This is a genomic window from Microbulbifer mixtoriginis (SeqCode), assembly GCF_052467235.1.
Genome location: NZ_CP174305.1, coordinates 2,312,783 through 2,335,628, shown reverse-complemented (window position 1 = coordinate 2,335,628; position 22,846 = coordinate 2,312,783). Strand labels below are relative to the sequence as shown.

General features: G+C 47.3%; 25 protein-coding genes. 2 read left to right on the top strand and 23 right to left on the bottom strand.

Going from position 1 to position 22,846, the window contains the following annotated elements; all coding sequences use genetic code 11:
- Nucleotide 1: 1 nt before the first annotated feature.
- From ACJJIO_RS10310 to ACJJIO_RS10245, 14 genes are read right to left on the bottom strand one after another with little or no spacing between them, the layout of a single operon-like run.
- Nucleotides 2-553 carry an ApeN family LolB-like membrane protein gene (locus ACJJIO_RS10310; RefSeq protein WP_444883326.1) on the bottom strand — a complete coding sequence of 184 codons (552 nt, stop codon included), beginning with the start codon at nucleotides 551-553 and terminating at the stop codon, nucleotides 2-4.
- On the bottom strand, nucleotides 538-1,767 hold the full coding sequence (locus tag ACJJIO_RS10305) for an NAD(P)/FAD-dependent oxidoreductase (protein WP_444903555.1): 1,230 nt from the start codon (nucleotides 1,765-1,767) through the stop codon (nucleotides 538-540). The genes ACJJIO_RS10310 and ACJJIO_RS10305 overlap by 16 nt, the downstream gene beginning before the upstream one ends.
- 3 nt (nucleotides 1,768-1,770) lie before the next feature.
- Nucleotides 1,771-4,035, bottom strand: coding sequence for an MMPL family transporter (locus tag ACJJIO_RS10300; RefSeq protein WP_444910922.1), 2,265 nt, complete (start codon nucleotides 4,033-4,035; stop codon nucleotides 1,771-1,773).
- A gap of 4 nt (nucleotides 4,036-4,039) precedes the next feature.
- Complete coding sequence (locus tag ACJJIO_RS10295; protein WP_444910921.1) at nucleotides 4,040-4,657, bottom strand: LolA family protein; 618 nt, start codon at nucleotides 4,655-4,657, stop codon at nucleotides 4,040-4,042.
- On the bottom strand, nucleotides 4,657-5,091 hold the full coding sequence (locus ACJJIO_RS10290) for an acyl-CoA thioesterase (RefSeq protein ID WP_444903552.1): 435 nt from the start codon (nucleotides 5,089-5,091) through the stop codon (nucleotides 4,657-4,659). Before ACJJIO_RS10290 ends, ACJJIO_RS10295 begins: the two co-directional genes overlap by 1 nt.
- Nucleotides 5,081-6,640 (bottom strand): HAL/PAL/TAL family ammonia-lyase, encoded by a 1,560-nt coding sequence (locus ACJJIO_RS10285; protein ID WP_444903551.1) that lies wholly within the window; start codon nucleotides 6,638-6,640, stop codon nucleotides 5,081-5,083. The genes ACJJIO_RS10290 and ACJJIO_RS10285 overlap by 11 nt, the downstream gene beginning before the upstream one ends.
- Nucleotides 6,637-7,560: a lysophospholipid acyltransferase family protein gene (locus ACJJIO_RS10280; RefSeq protein WP_444903550.1), complete on the bottom strand. Its 924-nt coding sequence runs from the start codon at nucleotides 7,558-7,560 to the stop codon at nucleotides 6,637-6,639. Before ACJJIO_RS10280 ends, ACJJIO_RS10285 begins: the two co-directional genes overlap by 4 nt.
- A complete protein-coding gene (locus tag ACJJIO_RS10275) occupies nucleotides 7,557-8,297 on the bottom strand; it encodes a glycosyltransferase family 2 protein (RefSeq protein WP_444903549.1) in 741 nt (246 codons plus the stop codon). Before ACJJIO_RS10275 ends, ACJJIO_RS10280 begins: the two co-directional genes overlap by 4 nt.
- Entirely contained in the window at nucleotides 8,290-9,996 is a 1,707-nt protein-coding gene (locus tag ACJJIO_RS10270) for an ApeI family dehydratase (protein ID WP_444910920.1), read from the bottom strand. The genes ACJJIO_RS10275 and ACJJIO_RS10270 overlap by 8 nt, the downstream gene beginning before the upstream one ends.
- Before the next feature lie 9 nt (nucleotides 9,997-10,005).
- Nucleotides 10,006-10,533 (bottom strand): COG4648 family protein, encoded by a 528-nt coding sequence (locus ACJJIO_RS10265; protein WP_444910919.1) that lies wholly within the window; start codon nucleotides 10,531-10,533, stop codon nucleotides 10,006-10,008.
- Between the two features lie 20 nt (nucleotides 10,534-10,553).
- Nucleotides 10,554-10,808, bottom strand: a complete 255-nt coding sequence (locus tag ACJJIO_RS10260; RefSeq protein ID WP_252084036.1) for an acyl carrier protein — start codon at nucleotides 10,806-10,808, stop codon at nucleotides 10,554-10,556.
- 11 nt (nucleotides 10,809-10,819) lie between these two features.
- Nucleotides 10,820-11,077 carry an ApeE family acyl carrier protein gene (locus ACJJIO_RS10255; RefSeq protein WP_444883316.1) on the bottom strand — a complete coding sequence of 86 codons (258 nt, stop codon included), beginning with the start codon at nucleotides 11,075-11,077 and terminating at the stop codon, nucleotides 10,820-10,822.
- A complete protein-coding gene (locus ACJJIO_RS10250) occupies nucleotides 11,074-11,859 on the bottom strand; it encodes a lysophospholipid acyltransferase family protein (protein WP_444891672.1) in 786 nt (261 codons plus the stop codon). Before ACJJIO_RS10250 ends, ACJJIO_RS10255 begins: the two co-directional genes overlap by 4 nt.
- The gene (locus ACJJIO_RS10245) at nucleotides 11,849-12,580 is read right to left on the bottom strand and encodes a beta-ketoacyl synthase chain length factor (RefSeq protein WP_444891673.1); all 732 of its coding nucleotides are present in this window, start codon (nucleotides 12,578-12,580) and stop codon (nucleotides 11,849-11,851) included. Before ACJJIO_RS10245 ends, ACJJIO_RS10250 begins: the two co-directional genes overlap by 11 nt.
- A gap of 521 nt (nucleotides 12,581-13,101) precedes the next feature.
- Here ACJJIO_RS10245 and ACJJIO_RS10240 point away from each other — a divergent pair.
- Nucleotides 13,102-13,809: a 4'-phosphopantetheinyl transferase family protein gene (locus ACJJIO_RS10240; RefSeq protein WP_444910918.1), complete on the top strand. Its 708-nt coding sequence runs from the start codon at nucleotides 13,102-13,104 to the stop codon at nucleotides 13,807-13,809.
- A 68-nt stretch (nucleotides 13,810-13,877) separates the two neighbouring features.
- Here the strand turns inward: ACJJIO_RS10240 and ACJJIO_RS10235 are convergent, their stop codons facing one another.
- The 9 genes from ACJJIO_RS10235 to ACJJIO_RS10195 all read right to left on the bottom strand — a co-directional run bounded on the left by ACJJIO_RS10235 (nucleotide 13,878) and on the right by ACJJIO_RS10195 (nucleotide 21,968).
- Complete coding sequence (locus tag ACJJIO_RS10235; RefSeq protein WP_444910917.1) at nucleotides 13,878-15,497, bottom strand: M28 family metallopeptidase; 1,620 nt, start codon at nucleotides 15,495-15,497, stop codon at nucleotides 13,878-13,880.
- Between the two features lie 149 nt (nucleotides 15,498-15,646).
- Nucleotides 15,647-16,390 carry a hypothetical protein gene (locus ACJJIO_RS10230; protein ID WP_444910916.1) on the bottom strand — a complete coding sequence of 248 codons (744 nt, stop codon included), beginning with the start codon at nucleotides 16,388-16,390 and terminating at the stop codon, nucleotides 15,647-15,649.
- A gap of 10 nt (nucleotides 16,391-16,400) precedes the next feature.
- Nucleotides 16,401-16,811, bottom strand: coding sequence for an ACT domain-containing protein (locus ACJJIO_RS10225; protein WP_444883311.1), 411 nt, complete (start codon nucleotides 16,809-16,811; stop codon nucleotides 16,401-16,403).
- Between the two features lie 186 nt (nucleotides 16,812-16,997).
- Nucleotides 16,998-17,723 carry a hypothetical protein gene (locus ACJJIO_RS10220; protein WP_444910915.1) on the bottom strand — a complete coding sequence of 242 codons (726 nt, stop codon included), beginning with the start codon at nucleotides 17,721-17,723 and terminating at the stop codon, nucleotides 16,998-17,000.
- 76 nt (nucleotides 17,724-17,799) lie between these two features.
- Nucleotides 17,800-18,285, bottom strand: coding sequence for a hypothetical protein (locus ACJJIO_RS10215; protein WP_252084027.1), 486 nt, complete (start codon nucleotides 18,283-18,285; stop codon nucleotides 17,800-17,802).
- Nucleotides 18,286-18,561: 276 nt separating this feature from the next.
- Nucleotides 18,562-19,026, bottom strand: a complete 465-nt coding sequence (locus ACJJIO_RS10210; protein WP_444887656.1) for an ecotin family protein — start codon at nucleotides 19,024-19,026, stop codon at nucleotides 18,562-18,564.
- 45 nt (nucleotides 19,027-19,071) lie between these two features.
- The gene (locus ACJJIO_RS10205) at nucleotides 19,072-20,265 is read right to left on the bottom strand and encodes a c-type cytochrome (RefSeq protein WP_444910914.1); all 1,194 of its coding nucleotides are present in this window, start codon (nucleotides 20,263-20,265) and stop codon (nucleotides 19,072-19,074) included.
- 112 nt (nucleotides 20,266-20,377) lie between these two features.
- Nucleotides 20,378-21,064, bottom strand: coding sequence for a thiol:disulfide interchange protein DsbA/DsbL (locus ACJJIO_RS10200; RefSeq protein ID WP_252084024.1), 687 nt, complete (start codon nucleotides 21,062-21,064; stop codon nucleotides 20,378-20,380).
- Between the two features lie 229 nt (nucleotides 21,065-21,293).
- Complete coding sequence (locus ACJJIO_RS10195) at nucleotides 21,294-21,968, bottom strand: c-type cytochrome (RefSeq protein WP_252084023.1); 675 nt, start codon at nucleotides 21,966-21,968, stop codon at nucleotides 21,294-21,296.
- A gap of 124 nt (nucleotides 21,969-22,092) precedes the next feature.
- On the opposite strand from ACJJIO_RS10195, the gene yihA reads away from it, so the two are divergent.
- Nucleotides 22,093-22,761, top strand: a complete 669-nt coding sequence (gene yihA, locus ACJJIO_RS10190) for a ribosome biogenesis GTP-binding protein YihA/YsxC (protein ID WP_252084022.1) — start codon at nucleotides 22,093-22,095, stop codon at nucleotides 22,759-22,761.
- Nucleotides 22,762-22,846 lie beyond the last annotated feature (85 nt).

The following is a 22,846-nucleotide window of genomic DNA, read 5'->3' as shown; positions in this document are numbered from 1 at the left end:
CCTAAAAATTCCTGATGCTTAACCTGTAACCAAGTCGTTTGTGCTCAAGCTCAACCTGTGCTTCCCAAATATCATTAGTACTGTAGCGCGCCTCTGTACTTATTTCTCCATTGTGGAAGAGCTGACGGATATAATCCCCCTCAACTATGGACTCTTGCAACTTCCACCCAACAGGTAATTGTTTCTGCAGCTGAGTAACTGGCCAATATACAAACTGAATGTCTGCTAACAGTTTTTCAGGTGGCAGACTTGCCGCTCTACGCATGTAGTGATGAGTGCTGATCTCATTACCATCATATGCAATATCTAACAAACTCATACCTTCAGGGCTGAGAAGCGAAACCCTCATGTTCTCTGAAGAGAGCAAGGTGGCCGCAATCACTTCGTACACATTGTTTTGATAAACAATACGCAAATGTTGATTCATCTGACGCGGTTGCTCAGCTAAAAGAGGCGCCAAAGACCAGCCTTCAGACTTATCTTTTTCTACCCTAGGGGAAATACAACCCACCAGAGTAAAGATACTAAAATAAAGCACTAACCAGCGGAGCATATTTCCACCAGTGTATTCAATCTACGCTCTGCAGCAGCAACAAAAGGATTTTTCTTATCCCAGGCATAACCTGCCAATATTGAGCAAATCATTCCTTTAATTTCTTTTTGCTCAGTCTGATAAAAAATCACATCCTGAAAACGACCATCATACCAAGCCTTTACATACGTTTTAAAAACTTCAACACCCTGCTTTAAAGGCACAGAAAACTCTTTGTCCCAATCAACGCTCTCTCCAGAGAGTTGACGGTGTAAACATTCAGCAGCTAACTCTGCAGACTTCATTGCGATGGTAACGCCTGAAGAAAATACTGGATCAAGGAATTCACCAGCATTTCCCAAAAGAGCAAAGCCTGGACCTGCCAGCTTGGTTACATTACTTGAATATCCACGAATACGTTGAATCTCGGTATCAAATTTTGCGTTGTATAAAGTTTTTGCCAACTCTGGTGCAGCCGAAATAGCACCTTTCAGGATCTGTTCTGGATCCTGTCCCCAAGCCGCGATCTTTTCCTTCTCACCAACAACACCAACAGAAGCTCTGCCATCGGCGAAAGGTATCAACCAATACCAAATATCTCTCTCATTGGGATTGACTGTGATAAGTATTTTATCTCTGTCAAAATTACTATCAGTAATATTGTCCTCTACATGTGTGAATACTGATTCACGTTCAGGAAACTCTGATGGACGATTCAGGTCCAGTAATCTTGGTAGAACTCGTCCAAAACCACTTGCATCCAGAACAAAACGGCCCTGGAAAGCAAGCTCTTCACCATTGTGTTCTGCAATCAGTTCCGCACCATTTTCGGCAATATCAGCTGATACAATAGAATGACGATAATAAATTTTTACTCCCTGGCGCTCAGCTTCATCGGCCAGTATTTTGTCAAACTTGGCTCGCTGTACCTGGAAAGTTGTACCATGCCCTGGTGTGAATTTTTCACGAAAGTCAAATGAGGTACGGGCACCATCCCATTCAAAAGCAGCACCATTTTTAAATTGGAAGCCTGCGGATTTTACTGCCTCCAACATATCTGCGTTTTCAAGAGATTCCATACACTGTGCCAGCAAACTCTCGCCGATAGAGAAGCGAGGGAACATCTCTCGCTCAACGATCGATACACTCCAGCCATTTTTAGCCAACAAAACACCGGCTACAGCTCCAGCAGGTCCGGCACCAATAATAACAACGTCAGACTTAATTTCTTTCATTGGCTAATATCCCTTACCCCGTGTACAAAAAAATAGAAATGCCAACAACAAAGTTAATACTGTGCCCACAGCCAGGACTAACCCAAAATTTGCAATCGCCGGTGTGCCAGACAATGCTAGCAAACCAAACCCTAAAAAAGTTGTTAACCCAGCCATAGCTATCGCCAGCAGGGTATAATGCTGCTCTGCTTTCCGGCTCGTATGGCTAAATATTGCGTAATCTATACCAATTCCAAAGACAAGCAATAAAGCCGCAACATGAAATAGATTAATTGCTGATCCCTGTAAAATCACTATCGCCAGGGTGCCTAGTACTGCGCTGGATGGAAGTGCAACTATACTTAAGGCTTGTTTTATTCCTGTTTTAGTTGCCGTCACTAAAAATACAACAATGAATATTAATGGTAGTAATTGCAGCAACAGATCACGTTGTTGTGACATCACATTAGAGATACTTCTGGTAGTATCGACATAGGTTACTCCAGGCAGTAACTCTAAAGATGACAAATCTTCTGTTAAGCCATAAATACGAACCACAGAATAACAGTGATTATTTTCACAACCCAGCCATAGTCCTTTATATTGCCGACCTGCAACTGGCAACCATTCAGAGAAGTTAAAGGTATTGAATGGCTGTATTTTAGATTTTAACTGTTGATTAATATCTTGTGCAGAATAACCCAATTGCTGATAAAAAGACCTGACAGCATCCCCACTATAAAACTTCGACAATAACATCCAGTCAGCTTCTTGAACCTCTTCTGGAGGTATCCGGTTGGTTACCCCCTGAAAACCACTAATAATTTCCTTTTCTACTAAATAGTCCAGTTGATTTCTAAGTTCCCATTCCCGTGTTAATACTTGTTGCTCATCTTCACCAAAAACCAGAAAGTAACGGGAGTCTGGCCGGGATCTAATCAGAGAATTTAGATCTATTTCATCTTGTGTAAGAAATTCTGGAGGCTGGTAAAACAGTTTTAGGTTATCATTAAATTGAATTTTCTGAAGTGCCGCAGCTCCAAAAATCAACAGCCCAACCAATGGGAACAGGTAGTACCTAATATTGAGTTTAGGAAACTGACTGGAAAACGATAAAGGCCTATGCTTAATATTAATCCAGCCTGGAAATAACAGGATTACAGTCAACCAAGCCCCTATTAAACCACAGCCGACAAAAACCCCTATTTGTTGTAAAAGCGGAAAAGGTGTTAATGCAAGAGAGAAAAATGCCAAGCAGCTTGATATCAAGCCCAACAATAGCCCAGGTAAAATATCCTTATCTTTTGGCTTGCCAAGCCTCAATCTATTACAAATAAAGTGAAATGCGTAATCGATTGCCAATCCAGAAACCGTCGTACCAAATACAAAAGCCAGTATATGAATTTGGCCCAAAATGATAATGACGCCAGATATGCCACTGGCCACGCCACATAGAATTGCGAATGTACAAGCTAGTAGAGGTTTTAATGAGCGAAAGACAACAATACATAGACAGCAAATAGCAAGGATCGAAAGGGAGCCAATCAGGCGTATTTCATCCTGTGCCATAGCAGCAGCATACTCTGTGTGCAGGGGGGCTCCAGCTACCAGTAGCGAATAACCATTTTTTTGGGACCATTGCTTTAATTCTGACTGTAAAGAAAGAAGTGATGTACCTCTCTCTCCAGTCAAATCTACCGGTGCAGCCACCGTATAAAGCAGAGTAAAAACTTTATGTCCTTCTGTATGTACCGGGATTCCATCAAAGACTTGTGGAGTAACTCCAATATCAGCGGTAAAGTAATTGCGAAAAGTTGAGAAAGTGTCTTTCTCCAAATCGATTCCAGCGCCGTCAGGCCCGTATAACTTACTCAATTGACGCTGTATAAGTTCCTCTGGCTTAGCGCCTAATAACGCCCTATCTTCAGGGCTGAGTAGCTGTTGGCGCAGAGGAAAGAGCAGCTCCCACTCCTCTTTATAGCTTTCAGAATCGGTCCAACGATATTCAACAGACTCTAGAGATTTAGCGGCCTTTAGTTTCTGCGCCAACTCTTGGGTATGCCTGGCCAGACGTTGTGATTCTTTTCCTTCAGAAACTAAAACCCAAATTAAACTTCCCTGTAATTGCTGACTGACTTTTTTCTGGATGCCAGCACTACTTACCGAGTCGGAGTTATTATCAGCTAATAACAAAATATCTGTTTGCAGCCAGCTGGATTGATAGCGTAATACAGTTATCCCAAGAATTACACTAACAAAGGAAAGCCAAATAACAACTCGACGTGACATGAGATTATTTCTGGTTATCTTCTGAGAATTCACTCAGTAGTTGACTGTTATTAGCTTCAACTGAATGTAAATTCATAATATCTATTTCAGTAATTGCCATGTTGGCTTCAGCTAGTACTATTTTCCGAATCTTTTTGTCTCCCACGACTTCTATCGATTCAATAACCTTTCTAAAAGCCTCTTGTTTGGGAATTAAGTTAATTCGCCATTGCTCTTCTGCGATCTGAGGTCCCACCGTAAAAGTCTGATCCAGTTCGCTAAAATCACCACTGATAATCTTTAATAGAGGATCAGCCACATGATTTCCTACAATATTGCTATTGACCCGATTACCAGAATCAGCATCATCTAGCTTAAATATTCGATGGGATTCTATTGGATTCTCTATTCGCCAACTTAATCCTAACTCTTCAGAAATAGCCAGGATGCCTGAAGAAACCAGAGGCCTGGGCAACTGGGGCAGCCTCTTTGTCTGGGAAAAAGTGCCAAGCATCTGTGGATATGACACAATATTTTTCTCTATCTCCCGCAAAACCGCCTGCTGCTCTGAAGTCAAAGCAGAAGTTACTGTGGAAAATAGAAAGCAAATAAAAAATAAAACCAAACGCTTGGCAGTCATCACTAATTTACCCCCAATTTTTCCAGCAAAATTGGAGGTGATGCAAACAGCATTTCGGCACTGCTTATTTCGACAGCTACCTGTACGGTATGTCCTTTTGTTAAGCGTACACCGGTATCTCTATCTGTTATCGTATAATTGATCTTAAATCGATTTTCATATTCAGAAACCTCAGCGCGAACAACAATCCACTGCTGAAATCGTAAAGGCTTTGCATATCGTACGCGCAAATCTATGACCGGCCAGGCAAAACCTGATTCCTTCATCTGTTGGTAGTTATATTCCAACTGATCAAACAATGCACATCGGGCTATTTCAAAGTACTTTGCATAATGCCCATGCCAAGCTATCTCCATCATATCCACATCGTGGAAAGGAATTTGTAGTTCAACTTGTGCCGTCCATTTTTCAGGGCGCATAGGTGTATTAGTTTTCATATAAGCGCCAATGTCTTTGCTGAATTAACGAAACGAATTTTCTCAATGGCTGTTCAAGCTCTCTATCTTCCTCCAGAAAAGAAAATTCATCTCCTATCTGCCTGATTGTGGTATTAAGAGCGGTAGATAATTTTTCCAAATCCACTCCTCCACTACGAACTCGAAGCTGAATGCCCTGCCAAGCAACCATCAGTGCCGCTGCGGTTGTTTGCTCCGTTAACTGTAATACCCTGATACAGTCCCTGGCAGCAATGGTGCCCATACTGACCTTATCCTGGTTATGACACTCCGTTGATCTGGAAAAAACACTTGCGGGCATGGTCTGCTTTAGTGCTTCAGCAGTCCAGGCACTCGCACCAATTTGAACAGCCTTAAAGCCATGGTTAATTGATCTTCGAGGCCCGGTTACACCTGATAGGTTTGCCGGGAGCCCATTATTGAACTTAACATCTACCAGTTGGGCTATTTGTCGATCCAGTAAATCAGAGAGGTTTGCTACCGCATTCTTCAGGCTATCCATGGCGAAGGCTATATGCCCACCATAGAAGTGCCCACCATGAAGCACCCTCTCGTTTTCACCATCAATGATCGGGTTATCATTGGCACTGTTTAGTTCGTTATGAATAAACTGCTGGAGCCAGGGCAGAGAGTCCTGTAACACACCAACTACATGGGGAGCACACCGAAGTGAATAGCGATCCTGCAATCGACTATTTTGTCTTGGAGCAGCACCAACATTGAGATCGTCATGAATCCACTTTGCAATTTGGTTTTGACCGGGGTGAGGCTTCACTGCAAAAAGCGCGCTATCGAAATGATAGGCATTGCCATCTAGTGCAATGCTCATCATGGAGGTAATACGAGCACTCAGCTGTGCTAGATACTCTGCCCGTTTGTAGGCTAAGCACGCCAAGCCAGTCATTGCGGCGGTGCCATTCATTATTGCTAAACCCTCTTTTGGATATAGCTTTAATGGCTCAATCTGTAATTCATCGAATACCTCAGCAGTATCTCTCTGATGGCCTCGGTACCAAACTTTGCGCTCCCCGCACAAAACCGCAGCAACATAAGACAGTGGGGTCAAGTCGCCACTGGCTCCCACAGAACCCTCTTGGGGAATTACCGGAATAATGTCTTTCTGAAGTAACAAAACCAATTGCTGCAACAGCCGATATCGGACCCCTGAACTGCCCTTTGCAAGGCTGGCAATCCGGGCAGCAACAATCGCTCTACTCTGCTCAAGAGTAAAGACTTCCCCCATTCCACAACCATGGAAGGTAAATAATCGATGAGGTAACTCTTCCACCAGGTCTGCTGGAATACTTTCGGTACAGGAATCACCATATCCAGTGGTTACTCCGTAGATCACACCTTCCTTCTGCCAAAGGCTATCCAGGAACTCGGCACCGCGATTTATCCTTGCGACAAAGCCCTCTTCATCAGATAGAGAGATATCGCCACGGCCGGCTGCAATGGTGTTTACCTGATCAATAGATAGATCTGTGCCATCAAAGACTATTTGGGTTCGTTGTAGTACTGCTGAATTCATTTTTGCTGATCCCAGAACGGGTAAAAGTTATACCATTGCAAAGGTGCTATATGACAATAGCGTTCCAACCGTCGTGCAAACTCCTCGACAAGAGAGCGAATATGCCCCTCTCTGTCACCGCGTTTCATCACAACACGATCGCAGAGTTTTTCCATATAAATATCGTATCCGGAAGTACTGCGCAGACAGAAAAGTGTGTACACCGGGCATTTGAGCAGCGCAGCAAGAATATAGGGCCCCTGGGGAAAAGGCGCTTTTCGCCCCAGGAATTCTGCCTCGCAGGTGCGCCCCATAGAGTTAATCGGTGTTCTATCACCGACAATAACAACCAGCTCCCCGGCTTCAACAGCCTCGGAGAGTCGCATCGCTAAAGCGGGAGTTACTTCTGTCACCTGGATAAGCCGCACTTGACTCAGGGGGTTGAGCATCTTCATCATGCGATTAAATTTCACCGCATGCTTTGTATGCACCAAAACATTTACCCGTACCTTTGTCAGGCTGCCAAGTGCCCTGCAAACCTCCAGGTTCCCGAGGTGAGAGCCAATAATTAATCCACCCTGGCCACTAGCGGCCAACTGGTGAAGACCCGCTCTTTCTGGGAAATTTACCTGACTATCCGGGATACCCACAAACCAAGCTTCAAGCTTTTCTCTAGCACTGTTAGCAAAATTAAGGAAAATTTTAAATCCGGTTTTCCAATTCGGTTCTATTTCGCTAGATGGGTAGCGTTTGGCGAATAATTCCAAGTACTCACGGATCGAATTGCGGCCACTCTGATTTTTTAGGTAATAGCATAAAACTACCGGGTATACCGCAACTTTAAAGGCAATCGGACCCAACCAGTGGTGCAACCAGAATAAGAATTTGATACCCAGGAAAAAGCCTTGTTCCCGGTATTTTGACCAGTGTAAATTACTCACGCTTTTCGCCCTACTGTCGAAATACGCAGAGTTCTGGCCAACATGCCAAAAAATAGACGGGTGTGCATTGCCGATATAAGGAAGTTATCCTCAAATCCCCGGAAATGGGAAACGCCATCTATTGGGTAGCTCACATTAACTGGTACCTGGCAGAGACCGCCTTTGCTCCAATACCACCGTACCAAGATCTCTGGATCAAAATCCATTCGATCACCGGTATACTCGTTATCTAACAAATCTACAGTTCGAGATAAGGGATAACAACGCAGCCCACACATGGAATCCTTAATCTCCAGAGAAAGAGTATTAATCCAGATCCATACATGAGTTAGATAGCGTCCCCACAAACGAACTTTAGGAACTGATTTATCGTATTGCGGATAGCCACAAATCAGTGAGTCAGGGCACTTTCTGCTTTTCTCAAGGAATTGAGGTATATCAGCGGGGCTGTGTTGACCATCGGCATCGACTTGAATTCCATGACTATATCCAAGCGCTTTCGCAGCTCGCAGACCACTTTTTACCGCGGCACCTTTTCCACCATTAGCCTGGCGAACAACCAAGTGAACCCGGGGACCGTAGCTCTGCTCTAACCGTTGCAGTTCAATTCTACAGGGTTCATCACAGCCATCATCTACCAGAATGTAAGGCAGGTTAAAGTTATCCAGAGATGCCAGCGTCTCTGCGATCGCCCCCTCATGATTATAAACGGGTATTACAAAACAAAAGTTAGACATGGCTGAAGCACAACCTACCACTGCTATATTCTATATTGCCATCTTGAGTGTTCCGAAAAGAATAATTTAATTTGTTCTTTTCCTGGCTGAACTCCAAAGATAAAGTGACAGCATCACCGGGCATCATTAACTGCTTAAATTTAATCACTTCCATTTGGGTAAACGTACTGCCGGCTTTTACAATTGGACGGCCAAAATGCATAGCCCAATCCAGCTGCACAACCCCTGGCACTACCGGTGAGCCTTCAAAATGACCATCCAAGCAAGGCAGATCATCATTAACCGTAAAATTAACTTGACGATTATTATCTAATATTTCGCTGCTAATAATCTGTGGCACCATTGCTGCCGGAATTTCATCAAAAAGTTGCATTAGCAGGTCTCTCGTTATTTTTCCCTGTAAGTTAGTGGGAATTTCATTAACAAAACGCCAAGAACGTGGCACAGCCACGCCATCAAGATCCTTGGCCAGGGTTTCTCTAAGTTTACGAATAAGAGAAGCCTTTCCTTTCTTTTGCAATAGTTCTTTCCCGGATTCCGTTAGTGTGGCAACAGCGGCAACTATTTTTCTTTTACGCTCCAAGACAAGTGCATTGGCTTTTACAATATATGAGCTTCCAACTAGTAGGGACTCAACTTGTGCAAGAGAAATTCTTTTCTCTTCAATCTTAACAATGCGATCAGCCCGCCCCTTAAGTTCAAACATACCGTCTGTACTTATTTGTACTTTGTCCTGACAAATAAACTCCTTGGGTAACCACGGAGAAGAGACTTTGAGTAATCCATCGCTGGTTTTTGCAATGTTCACTCCTTTTAGTGGACTCCAACTTTTCTGACGTAATTGATTACGCCAGGCAATTCCCCCGGTTTCAGTGCTTCCATAGACCTCTATAGGCTGGATTCCACACAACTGATCAATCGCCTTTGCGTCTACTTCCAGTAAAGGCCCCCCAGAAGAAAAGATATCTACCAAGGATTTTCCCAACGCCCATGGCCAGGAAGAAATACGGCGGCTTAACTGTGCAGGGCTTGCAACCCACACGGCAGGCCCCCACTTGTGGGCGTCTTGGAGTAATCCCACAATATCCACATAAGTCTTACTAACAAATCGACGCCCGCTGGCTAGTGGCCACAGTAATTTAAACAGTAAGCCATATATATGCTGATGGCTTACAGTTGCCAAAGTAGTTGTATTAGCTACCCGGGGTGACCACTTAAGATTATGGGCCTTAACCTCATTGAGCAGTTGATATAAGGTTTTATCAACGGTTTGTGGTTCACCACTGGTTCCTGATGTGAATAATTGAATACCAGCATCAAAACAACTGGGAACAGAAAGCTCCTCTCTACATTGATCCGGAATATTTATACTAAATGCCGAGCTATCTTCCCAGCTGCCCAGTAATAGGGTTTGCTCACCCAGTTTTTGCTGGGTAAATCGCTTATTATTTGCCGGAATAACAACGACTTCACAACAAGACATAGCTGCAAAAAAGAGCAAACTAAACTCGTAACTATCTTCACAGAAAATGGCAGCTCTTTTGATCCCAGCTTCGTTTAGGGATTTTTTTAGCTTTCGCTCAACAAATGCCAATTCACGTTTAAATTGGGCGAATGAAATTTCCCCACGACTTGAATAGCTAACTACTGCTTGGTCATTCGAGTAATCAAACACCTGTTCAAACTGTACTTTGTCCACGGCCTTAACTCACACCTTATTTTGGACACGACGACGTAGTAGCCATTCACCGCCCATCATAATTCCCATTAGCACATATGAAACAAGGCCATTATAAAGAGTCCAGACTTTCATATCGCCGTTTAAAACAGTTGCCAGTGCGAGGCTTCCATTAATTAAAAAGAACAGGCACCATGCCTTGGTAACCTTTCGTGTATATAGAATACCTTCAGGTGGTAAATCTGGAGTCGTAAGGCGAGCAAGCCGTTCTACTAATGTTTGCGGTTGACTCAAACTGTATAAAAACAGTGAAAATAGAATCAGGTTACAAAGTACTGGATACCAAAGAAGTCCACTTGAATCGCCCCTTAACCAGGAGACGCCAACAACAAAAGCCAAGGCCACGGCCATTAGCTTGGTGCCAATCGCCTTATTCGCGCCGCCAAACAATACCCTTGAAACCGCAACAATCAACAGCAGTAACAGAATACTACTTAAAGACAAGTATTCTATGCCAAAATAAATTGCCACAGGGTACAGTGTCAGAATAATGACCAATATTAGCTGCGCGAATCGACTCACTTCTCGGCCATTACCTTTTCAATTGCACCAACTACATCTCCAACAGTTCTTACACTTTTGAATTCTTCAGGTGCAATTTTCTTTCCAGTAAGCTCTTTTAAACGAACTATCAGGTCAACCGCATCAATGCTATCTATATCCAGATCATCAGCAAGGTGGGCTTCTTCTGTTATATCCTCTTCATCAACCTCAAACATCTCAACAAGGATTTCGGTCAATTTTGGGAAAATGTCTTCTCTATCTTTCAACATACATATCTCTCTTACGCGCGGCTACCATTAACAAATTTTGCCAGGCTGTTCACACTAGCAAAATGTGATTTGGTATCTTCATTTTCCGCATCGATAGATATGTTATATTTCTTCTGCAATGCCAGACCTAGCTCAAGCGCATCAATGGAATCCAAACCTAGACCTTCACCAAATAAAGGCTCATCTGCGATGATTTCCTCTGGTGTAATATCCTCTAGGTTTAGAACCTCAATAATCAGTGTCTTTAGCTCTTCAACCAAATCATTCACGCAGCACACTCCTCAGTATAAAATGCTTTTAATTCTTGGGTAACTTGCCTGGCTACCAATGGGCTTTCGCTTTTTTCTTTCATCTTGAGAATCTCCCAAGATTCAGAGACATCAAATTCAAAATGTGGCCGCGATAACGGAATGCTGTACCACGGGATATTTTTCATCAGCATTGGCGGGTTGCAGCGAATGGTAACCAGAGTCGGACTAATACCAGAACGAAGTGCCATATAGGCAGCCCCCCGCTGGAACTTGAATGGTTTCCCTGGCACAGAGCGGGTTCCTTCCGGAAATAAAACCACTGACTCCCCTTTTTTCAAAGATTTTGAGGCAAGCTCAATTATTTTTTCCGGGTCATCATTGGGAATATAACCCGCAGTCATTACAGCACCACGCATAAAGGGATTTCGAAATAGACTCGCCTTTACAATACAGTTTGCATTAGGTATTCGAGATATAAGAAAAACGACATCAATAAGAGTGGGATGATTAGCCAGTATTAATTGGCCGGGCTCTTGCAGTTTAATCTCATCCTTGAAATCATAAGTATATATCCCTGTTTTGTGCATAAATCCAATAAACAAACGGAAGGCATGATGTATGATTAACCTAGCCTTACGCATACGTACATTTGCATTAGGGTATAAAATTCTGAGAGGTGGAAATAAAATAAATCGAAGGATCAGACCACCAAAACCAAATAGACTAAACGCAACGGCAGTGGCTATCAGCCTAAACCAATACCGATCATACCTCTTGCCAGACTCCAAATTAGTTTGCATTGATTAGTAACTCCCACCCTTTGGCAACAGGTACTTTTCCTGAGTTTTTAATAAGCGCGCTTATCAGAGGTAGCTGATAATCAGCCTCTTCAAATGCCGTTTTTAGTCTGACGCTCGAAGAATTTAGCAAAGTCACTCCAGTACCCTTACTTCCCTCAACTGGTAAGGTTAAGAGTAAAGCTGTAGCACAAACACCTGAGGGACTTTGGGTGCTAGGGTGATACATTTCTGGCAGGGGTTCCTCACAAAATATCAGCAGTATTTCTTTTGCACCTTCCCGCAAAATACCGGTAGCTTCCATTAAACCTGCCAGTAATGGATAGTCACCACCCGCTAAAGCGAGAGCTGGAGATCGTACTTTATTCGCTATAGACAATTGGCCGGCGATCGCATTGTGTACTGATAAACCAAACGCCGTAGGGGATAAATCTTCTTCCGCAGCAACCCCCTGTAGAAGAGAGTAAGTTCTCATCGCCTCTCCGTGCACAGAGCAACACAGCAGGGGGATATCTCTCTGCTGCAGAAGTGGGTAAGCACTATTAAATACGGCTTTAGACAATGGGCTCAGGCGGCGCCTGAGCATCGCCGGAAGAAAGGAGACATCAGCCAGGGTATCTTCCTGCAGTTCTAACTCGCCACTGTGCCATCGATGCCAGTCCGCAGGTTCCGAAACCCCCGCATACCAAGCTCGCCAATCGGAAATTACAAATTCAATAGACAAACTACTCTTATGGAGCTTGGCTCCAACCCTCAATATCAAGCCTTAGTATCCAGCCAGCTCTACCATTGTTTTTAGGTGGCTTTTTGAGCTTTTCGTGACCGGCAACAGGGCGGGAATGGTACACAAAATGATCAATTCCCGCTAGCAAAAGAACCTTCAATTGGGACTGGTGAGTTTCTTTATTACACCTAAATACACGAGAACTATTCCTTAGGACATTTCTCGTATACTAGCGCCCTTAATTTCACTGGCATAAGGTCAACTTAAGCCTTCGTGGGCCACTAAAAATGACAAATCCCTCACCAAGAATAAAATTCCCTTAAGGTGACAATTTAAGGTAAAAAACTCTAAATTTAAGAATGATTCTTAATTGCCCAATCCGGCATTTATGGTCTATTTCTGAGGCATTTCTGAAGATGTATGTACCCCATCTTTTCCTCAACCATTTACCATGAGAGCCGTTCTGCTATTCAGCTTTGTTAGTGATTACAATCTAAGTCTGAATCGATAGATAAGACTTTATGCTTTATTTTACTTGTTCTTCATTCAAAAATTGGCCTGAGGATTGGCAGGCGAACTCATCTTTCTTATTGAGTGACACGGAACATTTACGTTTAAAAAACATTCGCAACCCGAATCGGAGGATGCAATTTTTAGCCGGGCGCCTACTCGCGAAAACCCTTATTGCTGAACGGTTCGGATACCACCCTTCTGATCTGGAAGTTGACCCTAAGAACCCTACAGTTGCCAATTTCTCAGGAACCCCTATTGTCAACCTCTCAATCAGCCATACGGCAGACTACCTTGCAGTCTCCATTGGAAAAATTCCGGTTGGTATTGACTGTGAAAGAGACCATCCCAAAAGAGATTGGCTGGCAATAGCCCAGAATTACTTTAGCTCCTATGAGGTGTCCTGGTTACAAAGCTTACCGAAAGCCCTCTTAGAGCGAGAGTTTATAAAATCTTGGACTATGAAGGAGGCGCTTGCCAAGTGCAGTGGTGATCCACTCGGTAAGCTACTTAAAGTCTCTTCACTGGTCGGCCAAGAAGAAAATTGGCCTGAACCCTATTCTGAATACCGTTGTTGGAGTGGGCAACCTGAAAAAGATATCTACCTTTCACTCGTAGTTAAGCCTAGGCCCAATTTTACTTCTAAAGAGGTAATAGGTACTTACCGCAATAGTTTTAAAGGCCCTGCAACTCGAGAAATTCGACTGAAAGCTTCATGACCTGGAGATTCCCCACTCAAATTAGCCAGGTATCGAGGGAATCTCCAATAACCACTAGCGCACGTTAACTACTGGCTAAACAGGTCCCCAAAGAAATCTCCCTCATACCATGAAGGCTTATCCTCAGCATCCGCCACTTCCCTGGCAATTAGATAATTAACTTCGGTGAACTGCCTGGCAGCTGCATAGCTCACCCCAGCATCAGGCGCATCTCCGGGTTTGTGATAGCTCTCTTTCAGGAATGCCACTTGTTTAGCGGTACCATCAATATTCGGATCCTGAGCTTCGCGCCCAGTAATTAGGTAAATAGAGGGCACACCGCGGCGAACGAAATTATAGTGATCACTACGAACAAAGATCACTTCTTCTGGCATGGGATCAGGGCTCAATTTTAAACCGCTGAGTTTTGCCGCATGCTCCGCAATCTGGCCAAGGGACGAATGCTCGGCACCAAAGGCAATAATATCGCGGAATGGGTAGAGCAGCATGGGCATATCCAGATTGATATTGGCCACGATGGACTGCAGAGGTACGGTAGGGTATTCGGCAAAGTAGTCCGAGCCGAGTAATCCCTTCTCTTCTCCGGTCACCGCAACAAACAATAGAGAGCGTCGTGGTGCTTGGCCAGACTCCGCAAACAACCGTGCGGTTTCCAGCATTACTGCGATTCCTGCAGCGTTATCTTGAGCGCCGTAATAAATCTGGCCATCTTCTTTTTTACCGATATGGTCCAGGTGTGCAGAGAAGACCACATATTCATTTTTAAGCACCGGGTCGCTACCCGGTAATACGGCCACAACATTGGGGCTACGCACTTCCTCGTGCCTAGAGCTTGTACTCAGGGCAGCGCGGTAAGGCAGCGAAAATCCACGGGGATTTTGACCTTTTTCCATAATGCTGAAAATAGCTGCGAGGCTCTGTTGGGCACCGTCGAAGAGTTTGCTCGCCGCATCGATATCAAGCAATACACCAGGATACAAACCGGGGATAGCGCTGCCCGGCTCGCCTTTTCGGTTTACCCAGTCGAAAGTCTCATCGTGACGATGCTCCGCATAGCGCACGAAGGGGCGGCGCTTCTCGCGCTCGGGGGTATAAATGGTGATATAACCCACCGCACCATGACGAGCAGCGGTCTCACCCTTGTTGCGACTTGATGCATAGTGAGCCCCCACTTCACTGGGCAGACTCTTCGGGCGACCACTCAGTATCACTGCAATCTTACCCTTCACATCCAATCCGGCATAATCATCTAGGCCATAGTCCGGCGCTTCAATTCCGTAGCCAACAAACACCAGCTCGGCCTCCAAGCGTGCCTGCTCACTGGACGCAGAAGGCGAAGTGATAAAGTCCCCCCCGAAGGCAAAGCCGACCTCACCTTTGCTCCCCTTTAAAACAAAAGTCGGCTCAGTGCCATTCCAGCTGGCACTACGGAAAGGTACATCCTGGAAATATCCCTGCTCGCCAGCCGGAGTGAGCCCCATGGATTGGAACTGTGCGGCCACATATTGCGCTGCCTTGAGGTAGCCTTCGCTGCCTGTGTCTCTTCCCGCCAGCTCTGCAGAAGCCAGGTAATTCACATCCCGACTGATATTGTCGATATTCGCGCTTGGGGCTGTGCTGGTGGAAACTGGCATACAGGCCACCAGTAGCAACGACAGCAGGCCGCTGAGCAGGACTTTTCTTTTCATCGGATTACTACTTCTCGAATAAATCTTTGCGGTCTGCCAGACAGAACCAACACCGCACCAAAAAGGAGCGCAATCTTACCACGTTCAGACTTAGTGCAGAGCACCAAGATGTGAGTGATCACTTACTTGAAAGGGTTAATATATAGAATTCAGGCGGCCTTGTAGAGCCCAGGAAAGGCTCGGCTTATTGCTGCGGTCACTTCCTCATGGGCCCGATCCGCACAAAACTCTCCATGGGCTGCCAGAAAGTGTAGGAAGGGCAGCTGTAGCAGGCGCTCAAAATCCTCCTGCAGCCAACAGCGTTGGTCCCGGCCTTCAGGAGTCATCCGTGTTCGCCAGGCAGGCGGTACCTGCATCCCCGAGCGCATACCGGACAGTCGCAGCAGATTTCGGCCAAACCAGCTACAACCGCTCCACTTCCCCCAATACTGCAGAGCATCACAGCCCAGCAACAGGCCGTCATTGAAGGGCAGCCACCAGAATGCCTCTGGGTAACGGCTATAACGCAGTTCCACGAAGCGACTGCCGGGTATTGGACAAAAACCACCATCCCTCACCAATCTATCAGCACTGGGTGGATAAAAGTTTGAGCCGGTCTGCCGCCAAAAAGTCAGATCAAAATGGTCACGGTAATAAAGATCATCCTGGCCGTGATGGTAGCCAAGACGCACTGCATGAGCTATTCGGCCGAGATCCTGCAACTTCTCTTCTTGCGCTGGGCGCAGGCGTATCGGGTTCACCAGTATCAGCTCTTCCTGCCAACGCACAATGGCCATGTTGCGGTTAATGGTAACCGCCGGTGCCAGTTTTACGGTCCCAGGGACGAAGAACAGGTCTGGTAGTAGTTGGCGAATCTCGCCGTGGGGCTGGGGTTCAGGGTAATTAATACGCACTGGCAAGCGCTCAGGTGTAATACACCCGATTACTGAGCCCGCGTAAAAGCTGTAAGGCTCGCTGCGCGCTCTCTTCAGGGACAAAGACATGATCGTGACGCAGGGCATTTACCATATTCGCCACTATGCCCGCATCAGCCAGCTCCCTGGCGACTGTAGCGGTAAGGCCCACCGCACTGAGACCGGAAAAGACCTGCAGGGTAATTTGTCTGAAGGGCCCGCTGGAAGCAATCCCATACTGCTGTGCCAAGCATCTGGGTAAGATCGCGCTCATCCCCTCGCCTTCGCGGAAGATACACAGGCTTTGAGTCAAGACTTCTTCGAGCCGAGCATCCGACACCTGGCAAAACACGTAGGTTTCCTCATGTAACTTTGGGCACATATTTCTCAGGATATTTGCGAGGGAAACTTCTGCAGTCATATCCGGTTTGCCGTTGAAAAAACCTGCTGTGAAAATACTCAGCGAATGGTTACCAGTCAGAAACCACCTAGTGTAATTATCCAGAGGGAACATTTCCCACAGGTAAAACTACATGGCCATAAGACCTGCTTGATCATCACGTTCTATTAATGGATGACAACACCACTGTCTCAGAGGTTTTTTATTTTAATTTCGCTGACGGGTTTTCACCCTCTTTTTATTGGTTTTTTTCAGCTCCTCTCCTTCTAGCTCTGGCTCGCCCGGAGCTGGTGCAGTATTCACCTCTAAATCGGGGGAATCTTTCTTTTCCCAGCGTTGCAACATTCTATCAATCGCTTTTTCCAGACGCACACGAGGGAACTCGGGACAGGGAGCACCCTTGCCAGGATCATGCCAGGCAGATAATGGTGCAACAAAAACAATCAGAGATTTATGCAGGCGATCCCGACCGATACTCACTTCCGTCCAGGTAGTCTGCCAGGCAAATTTACCTCGCACTGAATAATCGCTCTCATAGGATTTCAAGGTGAGAAAATAGGGATATATTTTTCCTCTGCGGCAAATGATTCTACGACCGGTTTTTATATTGGCCATTTGGGTGAAAGGATCAAAATACCAGTGGATATCGTAACCAAAAGCAAATTGCATTTTTCCGTCATGTGGGAGAAAAGCGTAGGAGCGGCCAGTACCATCGGGTTTGAGACTCCATACATGGCGGGCCTCCCCATCTCTGGAGATTAGCCAGGCACCCACCCACTGGCTGGCATTCAGCTTGGATTGAGCGTGCCAGCCTGCATTGTGCTGCTGTGTCTGTTCACTCTGTTTTTCTTTTTTTTTCTGCTCCTCCTTGGCAAAAACTGAAAATGCTGTGAGCAAAAATACCAGAGTCAAAACCAAGGACTTTTGCATCACAGCTCTACTCCAATGTTCGGCGCTCCCCTCCCTGAGTGGAAAATTCCTGTTTTTGTTTCTTACTCGGACCCAAAAATCAGCTGGCAATGTTGGGGCAGTTACTACCCGCTTTAGGCGTACTCCAGTCACTCAATCGGCGCTGGAAACTCAGTAACCCACCGCCAGCCTGCAGCCAGTGCCGCCCGTCTATTACGGCAAATAACAGAGTGGAGCGGCTCCAACCACGAAACGCCACCGAGACCACACCGCCCTTACAGCTAACGGAAGCACCGGTGCGGACCCGCACACGATCACCATCCAGTTGCCAGTTAATGGCAAAGCCATGAGTCAATCTGCCACCGGAGTTAAAGCCATAGGCATAACCGGAGCCATCGGCATTGAGTTGCCAAACCAGTTGGTCGTCACCTTCACTCACTACCAACCAGTTGCCCGCCCACCTTTGTTGAGCTGATTCCGCCGTTGCCATCGAGGGCAATAACAGGAACAGCATTAAGGCAATGGCACAACTCTGTCGTATGGAGACAAACACAAAATTCGAAGGGGGATTACGCAAATACTTCATGCGCTGCTCTACCGTAAGTGCTCCACGGTAAGAACCGCGGAAAGGGGTTGCTGTAAACGGCGGCTGGCGTCACCGCCAATTTTCCTGGCCGGTTACGGCCACAGGCCAAAAAAACCGGCGTGAAAAATCGCACAGGCGCTATTTTTCACATCCCTTGCTTAGTAAGGCTAGACGCTAAATCCCACAATGGCATTAGAAGCATTAAAAATATTTATTGAGGCGCCACTATGGGGGAGTGGAATTAGAAAGGCTGTTAGATAGGGCTACGAGCAATCATTATTTTGAGTGAGCATCAGACAGGTTTTTATCCGCACGCCACACACGGTATTTCAATTGGACGCCCTCCGGCAAATACACCACCAGGGGCTGGCTACTTGAATAAGGCAGTATCAGGCCGTTACCGCGCACGCGGATAAAACGGCGCGATTCGGAATCGGACCCGCAAACTTTACTGGTACCTTTGGAAGGCTTTGGTTCTGCCAGCACATAATAGGGGTAACCCCAACCCGGTAGAACCTGGCGCTGTAAGGGCGCGCTATAACTACGCAGGTTGCAATCGGCCAATGCATTCTTGCCTGGCACTAACTCAACCATAAAGCGGCTCTCATCGACCACCTTGGGCAACTCAATAACATGGCGACGCTTACCCTCAACTTCTGCAGGAAAGGCATCTAGCGGTTCAGCCGCCTGAAGCGGCACCACACAACAGAGAATAAGAGCGGAGAATAAGGATCTTGCCACGGCGACTTCCTCACGGCTGATCAGCTGATTTGGCGCACAAACCCTTTAAAGTCTAGACCGCTTTCTCCAGCGCAGTCCCCACCAAAGTGACACCCCCAGTGCCAGTGCCAATGCAAAGAGCAATGCCGCCCATAAATAGCTGATGTGTCCCCCCGGCATTGGTTCCAGGCGTGCTCTGGCTCTTCCCAGCAAGGTGCCTAAATTTTGAATTGAAGTGATCACATCAGTATTGGGCGCGTTTGAGAGCACTTCTCGGCGCAATGTTTGCCATTGGGCTTGTAACTTTCCGTACAAAACCCGGTCGCTCATTTCAATGGATTGCTGTAACGGCTTATAGCCCTCTCGATAGGCGAGCATCAATTTGTGATAAGCACCGGCATTGTCACCGCCTCTATAAGCGGTTTCCGCCAGACTTAGTAACCCCTCTGCGCGAGTAAGGGGGTGTTCGAGGGAGCGGATCAGGTGCGGGTGGCCCCGCCACCACAATAAGGCACTCCTGGCATCAGTGGGCAATTCAATCGGTCGGGTTACCGCCATACCCGGCAGACTGATCAGTGCTGGATAGCGCTCGGCAAGATCGGCGGAGGGTGGCAGCTGATTTTTTACGGCAAAAGCGGCCACCGTCACCGCGAGAGCCCAGCGCTGGCGACTATTTAAGTCGCCATCAACCCGCTCGCTATGCACACTATCCACGTTAGGGTCGAGAGTATTGTAGAGGTCATAAAGACTGAAACTCGCCATCCGCCTAGCATCACGCAGATCGGGCAGGGCTCCATCACCCTGGCCCCATCTACCGTGGCAGCTGGCGCAGCGCTGTTGGAAAAGGGGAGCAGCCAAGCTGGCTGAAGGCAGTGAGTGGGCTGGTGAGCGCTGCATTTGATAGAGAGCCGCCAATCGGTCGGCTATCTCATTGGCGCGCCTTCGCACTTTTTCAGCATTCTCCCGTCGGCTCAAAGCCTCCTGTAACCCTGCGATGCTGTTTTCCAGGGCTGAACGGCCCGGTTTATCTGGCAACTTCCGCACCAGATCCAGCGCCTGGGCAGCATGGTCTTGCTGGAGTTGATAGAGACCTGTATCGATGACTTGGCCTTTATCGATGGCATCCCCGTAATCCACAGCGATATAGGAAAGCAGATTGCTCGCGCGCGCGGCAAGCTTGTCATTTTCCGTGACCTGCTGCGCCCAAAGAGATTGAACTGAGAGGGCCAGCAAGAGTAGTAAAGTCCATGAATTCCGCAAAAATGACTTCCTGTTACTGGCAGATAACGAAAGGGGTGGTAGTCGTTAATTGTGGCAAACGCCTAGATACAAAAAACCCCGCACTGGGCGGGGTTTGTTTTCAGATGGGCTATTAGCCTCGATCGGCGCGCTCCTTGGCGATCAAGTAATCCGCTACTTGCAGCATCAATTCCTGACCATTGCTTTTGCCCTTGTAACCCGGCAGAGAGGAGCTGATACGGTACTTACCAGCCACAACCACTTCAGGTGTACCAGTCATTTTATAGGCGCGCTGATTGGCGACACCCTGCTTGACCTTGCTGTTGATAGCGAAGGAGTTCATCAGCTTGGCCGCTTTGGCACCATCGGCGCCATGCTTGTTAAATAAGGCTTCAATAGCAGCCAGGTCGGGCTTAAAGTTGCGACCTTCACGAATCGCCAGCATTTGGCGCTGGTTGTAGATGGTGTTGAACAGCGGAGTGTGCATTTTTTCCAGAACACCCATGGCATCAGCCACGTAGAACAAGCGGGCGTGAACATCCATCACTGGCTGCCAGATAGCCGGCAGCTTCACCAAGGAGACATCACTGGGCATTTTTTCTTTCCAGCGCTCCAGGGTCGGTTCGAAATGAAAGCAGTGGGCGCAGCCATACCAGAACATCTCGGTCACTTCGATTTTATTGGCGTTTTTTTGCGCTACCGCCTGTGGCAGCACTTGGTAGTGTTGGCCCGCCTTGAATTCACCGCCTTCTTGGGCGCAGGCGACTAGGCTGAACAACACAGCCAAAACCATCGTTATAGGGGCGAGAACTGCTCTCATAAGTCTTCTCCAGCTTGTACATTCGTGGTTCGAGCGCCTGATTTGGCGGCATACTGTCGGGCCACTGAGGACACAATAGACAGCGCAGATTATTTAAGTTCCCAGCGCCAGGCGCAAGGAAAGGTCGCAAAAGTGGCAATACTTTACCCAATTCCCGCCCACTTGAGCGAGCGTCGGGCACAAAAAAGGCCGGTGTGTGACCGGCCTCTCGTTACTGTGGCTAACCCTTTTAGTCGGTCAGACCAGCGATATAGTTGGCAACCGCCTTGATCTCTGCATCGGAGAGCTGCTTGGCAACGGTGCGCATGGTGCGAATCTCACCATCATTGGCACGAGTACCCGCACGGAAGGCTTTCAGCTGCGCTTCAATATACTCCGGATACTGACCGGACAGACGCGGATAACCCGCTGGTGCATTGCCCTGACCTGTGGGAGAGTGACAGCCCATGCAAGCCGGTACGCCAGTTTCTTTATTACCTGCACGGAACAGCTTGCGGCCAAGGATTAGGCTATCGACACTGTCACCACTATTGAGCATCACCGGGAAGGCTGTGGAGCCAGTCAGCTGCATTGGCTGGGAGGCGAAGTAGGCGGCGATATCCTGCAAGTCTTGGTCGTTAAAGTTATCCAGCTGACCGATCATCTGCGGTATGTCGCGGGCCTTCTCACCATCAGGAGTACCTTTGATGTCCTGAAGTTGCTTGTACAGGTACTTTTCACCGAGGCCAGCGATTTTTGGGAAAGCTGGTGACAGGCTGTTGCCATCAGCACCGTGACAGGCGGCGCACTGGGCGGCCTTAGCCTTGCCCGCAGCAGCATCGCCAGAAGCCATTGCAAAAGGTACGGCCCCCAAGCCGAAAACCAAACCGAGTGCCAGAGCAGTGTTCTTGATAATGCTGTTCATACGTCGTCCCGTTGCGCGCTGAAATATGGCGTTTCGTGTCGCCCCCGATAGTCCTGCGACGCGAAAACCGCGGCATTATATACTTGCGCGCCAAGCGAGTGTACTGAATCAGCAGACTTAAACGATGCCAATTAACAAATTTGAAGCCCAACCACAGAAACTGAACTATCGTTCCATACGATTTCTCACCAGCGCCCCCACTCTGGCACAGTGTCCTGAAGACATTGGCGCCGAGGTGGCCTTTGCCGGCCGCTCCAATGCGGGCAAATCCAGCGCCATCAATGCCCTGACCAGCAACAACAAGCTGGCGCGCACCTCTAAAACCCCCGGGCGCACCCAGCTGATCAACTTTTTCAGCCTGTCAGAAGACCAGCGCCTAGTAGACTTGCCGGGCTATGGCTACGCCAAGGTAGCCCGTGCTATGAAAGACGAGTGGCAGCGCCATCTGGCCGAGTACCTGGAGCAGCGCACCTGCCTGCGCGGCCTGGTGTTATTAATGGACATACGCCAGCCTCTCAAGGAGTTCGATCTGCATATGCTCACCTGGGCGGTAGAGGCCGGACTACCCGTGCATATCCTGCTTACCAAGGCCGATAAAATGAAAAATGGCCCGGCCAACAACGCCCTGTTCGCCGTGGAGAAATCCCTCAAGGAGCAAGGGTTGAGTCGCGGCGTTACCCTACAGACCTTTTCTTCACTGAAAAAAACCGGCCTCGACAAGCTGGAGCGCAAGCTAAACACCTGGCTGGCGCCCCAGACCGATGCTGAAGTGCCAACCGAGACTGAAAGCTAAAGCAAACTCTGGGGGAGACGGGATCCAGTTACGCCTTGGCACGCGGTTCTGCTCAGTGAGCATCTAGGCCAAAGCCACCGATCTG

What these genes read in the sequence shown, in the direction of transcription:
- ACJJIO_RS10310 (WP_444883326.1), bottom strand. Translation starts at nt 553, where the DNA reads ATGCTCCGCTGGTTAGTGCTTTATTTTAGTATCTTTACTCTGGTGGGT.
- ACJJIO_RS10305 (WP_444903555.1), bottom strand. Translation starts at nt 1,767, where the DNA reads ATGAAAGAAATTAAGTCTGACGTTGTTATTATTGGTGCCGGACCTGCT.
- ACJJIO_RS10300 (WP_444910922.1), bottom strand. Translation starts at nt 4,035, where the DNA reads ATGTCACGTCGAGTTGTTATTTGGCTTTCCTTTGTTAGTGTAATTCTT.
- ACJJIO_RS10290 (WP_444903552.1), bottom strand. Translation starts at nt 5,091, where the DNA reads ATGAAAACTAATACACCTATGCGCCCTGAAAAATGGACGGCACAAGTT.
- ACJJIO_RS10285 (WP_444903551.1), bottom strand. Translation starts at nt 6,640, where the DNA reads ATGAATTCAGCAGTACTACAACGAACCCAAATAGTCTTTGATGGCACA.
- ACJJIO_RS10275 (WP_444903549.1), bottom strand. Translation starts at nt 8,297, where the DNA reads ATGTCTAACTTTTGTTTTGTAATACCCGTTTATAATCATGAGGGGGCG.
- ACJJIO_RS10260 (WP_252084036.1), bottom strand. Translation starts at nt 10,808, where the DNA reads ATGTTGAAAGATAGAGAAGACATTTTCCCAAAATTGACCGAAATCCTT.
- ACJJIO_RS10250 (WP_444891672.1), bottom strand. Translation starts at nt 11,859, where the DNA reads ATGCAAACTAATTTGGAGTCTGGCAAGAGGTATGATCGGTATTGGTTT.
- ACJJIO_RS10240 (WP_444910918.1), top strand. Translation starts at nt 13,102, where the DNA reads ATGCTTTATTTTACTTGTTCTTCATTCAAAAATTGGCCTGAGGATTGG.
- ACJJIO_RS10235 (WP_444910917.1), bottom strand. Translation starts at nt 15,497, where the DNA reads ATGAAAAGAAAAGTCCTGCTCAGCGGCCTGCTGTCGTTGCTACTGGTG.
- ACJJIO_RS10225 (WP_444883311.1), bottom strand. Translation starts at nt 16,811, where the DNA reads ATGACTGCAGAAGTTTCCCTCGCAAATATCCTGAGAAATATGTGCCCA.
- ACJJIO_RS10215 (WP_252084027.1), bottom strand. Translation starts at nt 18,285, where the DNA reads ATGAAGTATTTGCGTAATCCCCCTTCGAATTTTGTGTTTGTCTCCATA.
- ACJJIO_RS10200 (WP_252084024.1), bottom strand. Translation starts at nt 21,064, where the DNA reads ATGAGAGCAGTTCTCGCCCCTATAACGATGGTTTTGGCTGTGTTGTTC.
- ACJJIO_RS10195 (WP_252084023.1), bottom strand. Translation starts at nt 21,968, where the DNA reads ATGAACAGCATTATCAAGAACACTGCTCTGGCACTCGGTTTGGTTTTC.
- yihA (WP_252084022.1), top strand. Translation starts at nt 22,093, where the DNA reads ATGCCAATTAACAAATTTGAAGCCCAACCACAGAAACTGAACTATCGT.